The organism is Collinsella sp. OM07-12, assembly GCF_003438275.1.
In the GTDB taxonomy this organism is placed as follows: Bacteria; Actinomycetota; Coriobacteriia; order Coriobacteriales; family Coriobacteriaceae; genus Collinsella.
The window spans coordinates 1-4979 of record NZ_QSTQ01000039.1 but is presented as its reverse complement, the minus strand read 5'-3'; the positions used below and the strand labels follow the sequence as shown (position 1 = coordinate 4979).

At 56.7% G+C, this 4979-nt stretch carries 6 protein-coding genes and 1 tRNA gene; 1 reads left to right on the top strand and 6 read right to left on the bottom strand.

Features of this window, described 5'->3' with window-relative positions; genetic code table 11:
- Positions 1–420: hypothetical protein (locus DXB98_RS10500; protein ID WP_233505157.1), on the top strand; the 420-nt coding region annotated here is incomplete at its 5' end.
- A 103-nt stretch (positions 421–523) separates the two neighbouring features.
- On the opposite strand, the gene rplT is transcribed toward DXB98_RS10500, so the two are convergent.
- The 6 genes from rplT to fba all read right to left on the bottom strand — a co-directional run bounded on the left by rplT (position 524) and on the right by fba (position 4834).
- On the bottom strand, positions 524–883 hold the full coding sequence (gene rplT / locus DXB98_RS09880) for a 50S ribosomal protein L20 (RefSeq protein ID WP_022094123.1): 360 nt from the start codon (positions 881–883) through the stop codon (positions 524–526).
- A 46-nt stretch (positions 884–929) separates the two neighbouring features.
- Positions 930–1121, bottom strand: a complete 192-nt coding sequence (rpmI, locus tag DXB98_RS09875) for a 50S ribosomal protein L35 (RefSeq protein ID WP_117734492.1) — start codon at positions 1119–1121, stop codon at positions 930–932.
- Between the two features lie 32 nt (positions 1122–1153).
- Entirely contained in the window at positions 1154–1723 is a 570-nt protein-coding gene (gene infC, locus DXB98_RS09870; RefSeq protein ID WP_117734493.1) for a translation initiation factor IF-3, read from the bottom strand.
- A gap of 430 nt (positions 1724–2153) precedes the next feature.
- A tRNA-Leu gene (locus DXB98_RS09860) sits at positions 2154–2240 on the bottom strand.
- A 39-nt stretch (positions 2241–2279) separates the two neighbouring features.
- A complete protein-coding gene (locus DXB98_RS09855; RefSeq protein WP_117743996.1) occupies positions 2280–3713 on the bottom strand; it encodes a transglutaminase-like domain-containing protein in 1434 nt (477 codons plus the stop codon).
- 254 nt (positions 3714–3967) lie between these two features.
- Positions 3968–4834 (bottom strand): class II fructose-1,6-bisphosphate aldolase, encoded by an 867-nt coding sequence (gene fba, locus DXB98_RS09850; RefSeq protein WP_117743995.1) that lies wholly within the window; start codon positions 4832–4834, stop codon positions 3968–3970.
- Positions 4835–4979 lie beyond the last annotated feature (145 nt).

Below are 4979 nucleotides of genomic sequence, written 5' to 3'. Positions count from 1 at the left end.
TCGAGCCCGTCCGGTCCTCACAACTTCTACGCTGATCGGTTCCGTTCGATTCATATGGTTCTGTTTGATAGGAAAAGGAATTTCTCGGGGCCGCCTCTCGGCGGCCTTGCGAAAAACAAATCCAAGTCAGACCATTTCAAATGGTTCGATGTCTGCCCGGATGCGACACTGAATGTGTCCATCCTCGCAGTATCCGGTTCTCAAGGTGCACGCCTGGCGGCTGATCCGGTTCGACCGGGCCGCGCGGCAAGGAGATATATTGCCAGACCGGAGGGGCCTGTGGAACGTCAATTCCACTCTTCACAAGTCCTACACAATATATCGCCTTCTATAGCTAATAGAAAGACTGGTGCGAATCTTCCGCACGTATCAGATGATGACCCTTTGGTTCAGGAATATATAGAGATCGGTCACCTGTAGGTGTCTATCTACCCGCGCTTTTAGCAATATAAACCGCGCTTCAGATAAAAGGAGGGAGCGCCGCGCACAACGCGACACTCCCCTAGCGATTCAAGAGAATCTATTAGGCCTCGAGAGCCTTCTTGGCGATGGCAGCCAATTCGTTGAAGGACTCGATGTCCTCGTAAGCCATCTGAGCCAGGACCTTGCGGTCGAGCTCAATGCCGGCAACCTTCAGGCCGTGCATGAACTGAGAATAAGAAATGTCGTTCAGGCGAGCGGCAGCGTTGATACGGGTGATCCAGAGAGAACGGATCTCGCGCTTCTTGTTGCGGCGATCACGATACTGATACTGCAGGGAGTGCTGGACCTGCTCTTTAGCATGCTTGTAAGTACGCGAAGCGGCACCGTAGTAACCCTTCGCACGGTGCATAACGGTACGGCGCTTCTTCTTGGCGGCAACAGCGCGCTTAATACGTGCCATGTTCTATCAACTCCTAGACGGTAAGACGAAAAAAGGGAACGCGAACTTAAGCGAGACGCGACTTGATGACCTTGCGGTCGGCAGCGGCGATCTCGGTCTCCTTGCGGAAGCCACGCTTACGCTTGGTGGACTTCTTGCTCAGGATGTGGCTCTTGAAAGCCTTGGCGCGCATGAGCTTGCCGGTACCAGTCTTGCGGAAACGCTTCTTGGTGCCGCTGTGGGACTTCATCTTAGGCATGAAATACTCCTTAATCGGTTACAGAACACTAGTTACTTAGTATCGTTTGCCGCTTTTTCCTCATCGAAAGCGCCCTTAATCGGGGCGAGCAGCATAAGCATGTTACGGCCTTCCATCTTAGGCTTGGACTCGACCGTAGCGTAAGGCTTGAGATCCTCGGCGAGACGCTCGAGAACGTTAAGACCCTGCTCCGGGTGAGCCATCTCACGGCCGCGGAACATGATGGTGATCTTAACGCGTGCGCCCTTCTTGAGGAAACGCAGAACGTGGCCCTTCTTGGTCTCGTAGTCGCCAACATCGATCTTGGGTCGGAACTTCATTTCCTTGACCTCGACCTTAGACTGGTTCTTACGAGCGGCCTTGGCCTTCATGGCCTGCTGGTACTTGAACTTACCGTAGTCCATGACCTTGCAGACCGGCGGCTCCGCGTTGGGAGCGATCTCGACCAAGTCGAGACCCTGATCGTCGGCGACGCGCTGGGCATCGCGGATGGCGAACAGGCCGAGCTGAGAGCCATCGACGCCAATCAAACGGCACGAAGATGCAGTGATCTCGTCGTTGATGCGGGTGTCATCAGACTTAGCTATTTTCCCTACCTCCATTCATAAAAAAATAACCCGGCGCTTCTCAGCAACCAGGTCGTACACATAGACATCCTCGAAATGAGGAAGGGAATCTAAGTTGTATGACCAGTCAGCTGCTCATTGGCGCCAAAAGGTGGGAACCCTCGGGTTCCTCTTTAGGGCATTGCGGGAACAACGCCTTGGCGATAATAACACGTACAGCGCGCTATCACATTACGTACACGAAAAAGGGGCCTTGGCCCCCTTGAAGCGCAGGTGCATGCATGGTGCCCGAGGCGAGACTCGAAGGGCTTTCGCTTTGCGAAACCCCGGGCTTCGGGCGCATAGCGCCCTCGCCACGCTCCGCTACAAACAGTCCGCCGGCCTGTTTGCTTAACGTTTCGCGCGCTCACGCGAGTTCGGCACGAAAAAGGGGGCCTTGACCCCCTTGAACGCTCAGCTGCATGTATGGTGCCCGAGGCGAGACTCGAACTCGCACGTTGTTGCCAACGGTGGATTTTGAGTCCACTGCGTCTGCCAATTCCGCCACTCGGGCACGTAATGCGTGAGTTAGTTTATCACAGCTTTCTGTTGATTAGTCCGAAAATGGAACTTCGAGCATTTCGATGAGCTCGACCGAACGGAGCATCTCGCGCCGACGGCATCCACGACCGTCGACCGAGACCTCCCCCATCTGGTTGTCATAGGGATCCTCGCGCATACCGTCGAAGACGGGTTCAAACCCTGCCTGGAACCGGGAATTTGCCACCATGCGCCACGGATCGAGGTTACCAAAATAGTGGCGGCGGCGCCATTCCTCCCCCATCCTACGCGCCGAGGAACCAAACGAGACATCGGCGTTGAGCCAGCCAGTCTGCGGCGTATAAAACTCCGCCCAGTCATGCGGCCCCACCGAGTCGGGCGCAACGTACAGGCCGCTCTGCCAGCGGGCGGGCACACCGGCAATGCGGCACATGGTGATAAACGTGAGCGCCATAACGCCACAATCACCGCGAAGCGAATGCGCACAGTCATCGGCGATGGAGCCCAAAAGCAGATACGGCGGCTGATAGCGATAGTCGATATGCAGCGTCAAGTAATCATAGATAGCCCGAGCTCGATCGAGCTGGTCCTCGAGCCCGTCAACGACACGCTCAGTCAGCTGCTGCAGATACGGCGTGAACGCAATGTGTGGACGGTCCTCGGAAATGTCCTCGGGCAGCGATGTGTCCATACACGGATGCGCCGGAAGCGCACCCCCATAGATATCGTGATAAGCGGCATCGATTTGATAACGATAGATCACCGAGAACGAGCGATCGGTCGAGGAGACCCACGAAGCGGTACGCGCCAAGGCGTTCGCAGGGGCAATGACCCCCTCCGGCGTCATATCAAGAATCTCGATCTGAGACTGCTGGCGGCAGGCAGCGGCAACGGGAAGCCACGCGCGAACGGCCTCTCCTTCCAAAGCCCCGGGGACAGACACGCACGCCTTAAGCGTAATGGTACGAGACAGCCCGCCCTGCGTTTCCATCTCCTCGAGCATCTGGTTACGTAGCGCAATGCTATCCGTAGGATCGGGGCGCAGGCCCGGAACCTCCTTGGGATACACGCGCAAGGAATCAAGGAAATTGTCGAGGACGAATAGCTCGCCATCGATAAAACGCCAATCGATACGCTTGCGGTCAATCAGGTCGTCAAACTGCTTATCGGTAAACTCGGGCCATTCCTCGCGGATCATCTCAATAGCCCGATCACGCGACACCGAAAAATGAAGCGGCGTCTCGATCATGCGATACCGCTCGGCACGAACGCAGGCGGCAAACGAGGGATCAGGATTCTGCTTCAAAAGACGATCGCAAGCCGCAACCGCCTGTGTCAGATATCCAGCATCCTTGAGACGAAGAATCTCAGGCGGCAATCCGATATCGAGATGACGGAAATCATCGTCACAAACCTCAACAGAGCACCCAACGGGACCCTCGGCAACAACCTTCCCGTCAGCAGGCAAAATATCAATAACAGCCATAACCACTCCCAAGTAGTACGACAACCTGAGCCCATTGTACCGACATAAAAACAAAGCCCCCGACCAAGGAGCCCTCAACACCGATAAACGGTATCAATTCGATTATCTCAGCCCAGTAACCCTGTAGCGAGTTAACGAAGGAGGCCCCGTTCGCCCGGAGCTTTTCTCATTGCGCGACTTCTGGCAAAGCCAGGCGAGCGCAAGGGAAAAGCGTAGGGCGAACGGGGCCTCCGGCGGGAAAGTTAAACCGCTACTTACGCCTTGTTGACGGAGCCAAACTCCTCCATGAGCTCCCTGGTGCGAGCAACGATGTTGTCGCGACCAGGCTTGAGGAGCTTGCGGGGGTCAAAGCCCTTGCCCTGCTGATCCTTGCCAGCCTCGATGTACTCGCGGACGCCCTTGGCGAAGACGAGCTGCAGGTCGGTGTTGACGTTGATCTTGGAGATGCCCAGGGAGATGGCCTTCTTGATCTGATCCTCGGGGATGCCGGTACCACCGTGCAGAACGAGGGGCAGGTCACCGGTCTGGGCCTTGATCTCGCCCAGACGCTCGAAGGACAGGCCAGCCCAGTCGGCGGGATACACGCCGTGGATGTTGCCGATGCCGCAGGCGAGGAAGTCAACGCCCAGGTCGGCAATCTGCTTGCACTCAGCGGGGTCAGCGAGCTCGCCGTTGGAGGTCACGCCGTCCTCGGTGCCGCCGATGCCGCCAACCTCGGCCTCGATGGACATGCCCTTGGAGTGGGCAAGCTCAACGAGCTCCTTGGTGCGGTCGAGGTTAAGCTGGAAGGTCTCCTCGTGAGAGCCGTCATACATGATGGACGTGAAGCCGGCCTCGATGCACTTGAAGCAGTCCTCGTAAGAACCGTGATCGAGGTGAAGGGCGACGGGAACGGTAACGCCCGTGGCCTCGACGGCAGCCTTGACCATGTCGGCGCAGACCTTGAAACCGCCCATCCACTTAGCGGCACCAGCGGTGCACTGAAGGATCAGCGGAGACTTGGCCTCCTCGGCGGCCTGGAGAATGGCCAGGGTCCACTCGAGGTTGTTGGTGTTGAAGGCACCGAGAGCGTACTTGCCGGCCTCGGCCTTCTTGAGCATGTCTGCTGCGTTGACGAGCATAAAAGAAACCTCCTGTAAGGTTGCTCCGATAACGCCTGAGATTTTACCACGGCATACCCGCGCAGAAACGTTCGTTTGTTTACGAATATCGCCCGAATGGACTTTCCTTGATTATCAACTTTATCCGAACACCTCCCACATTCAT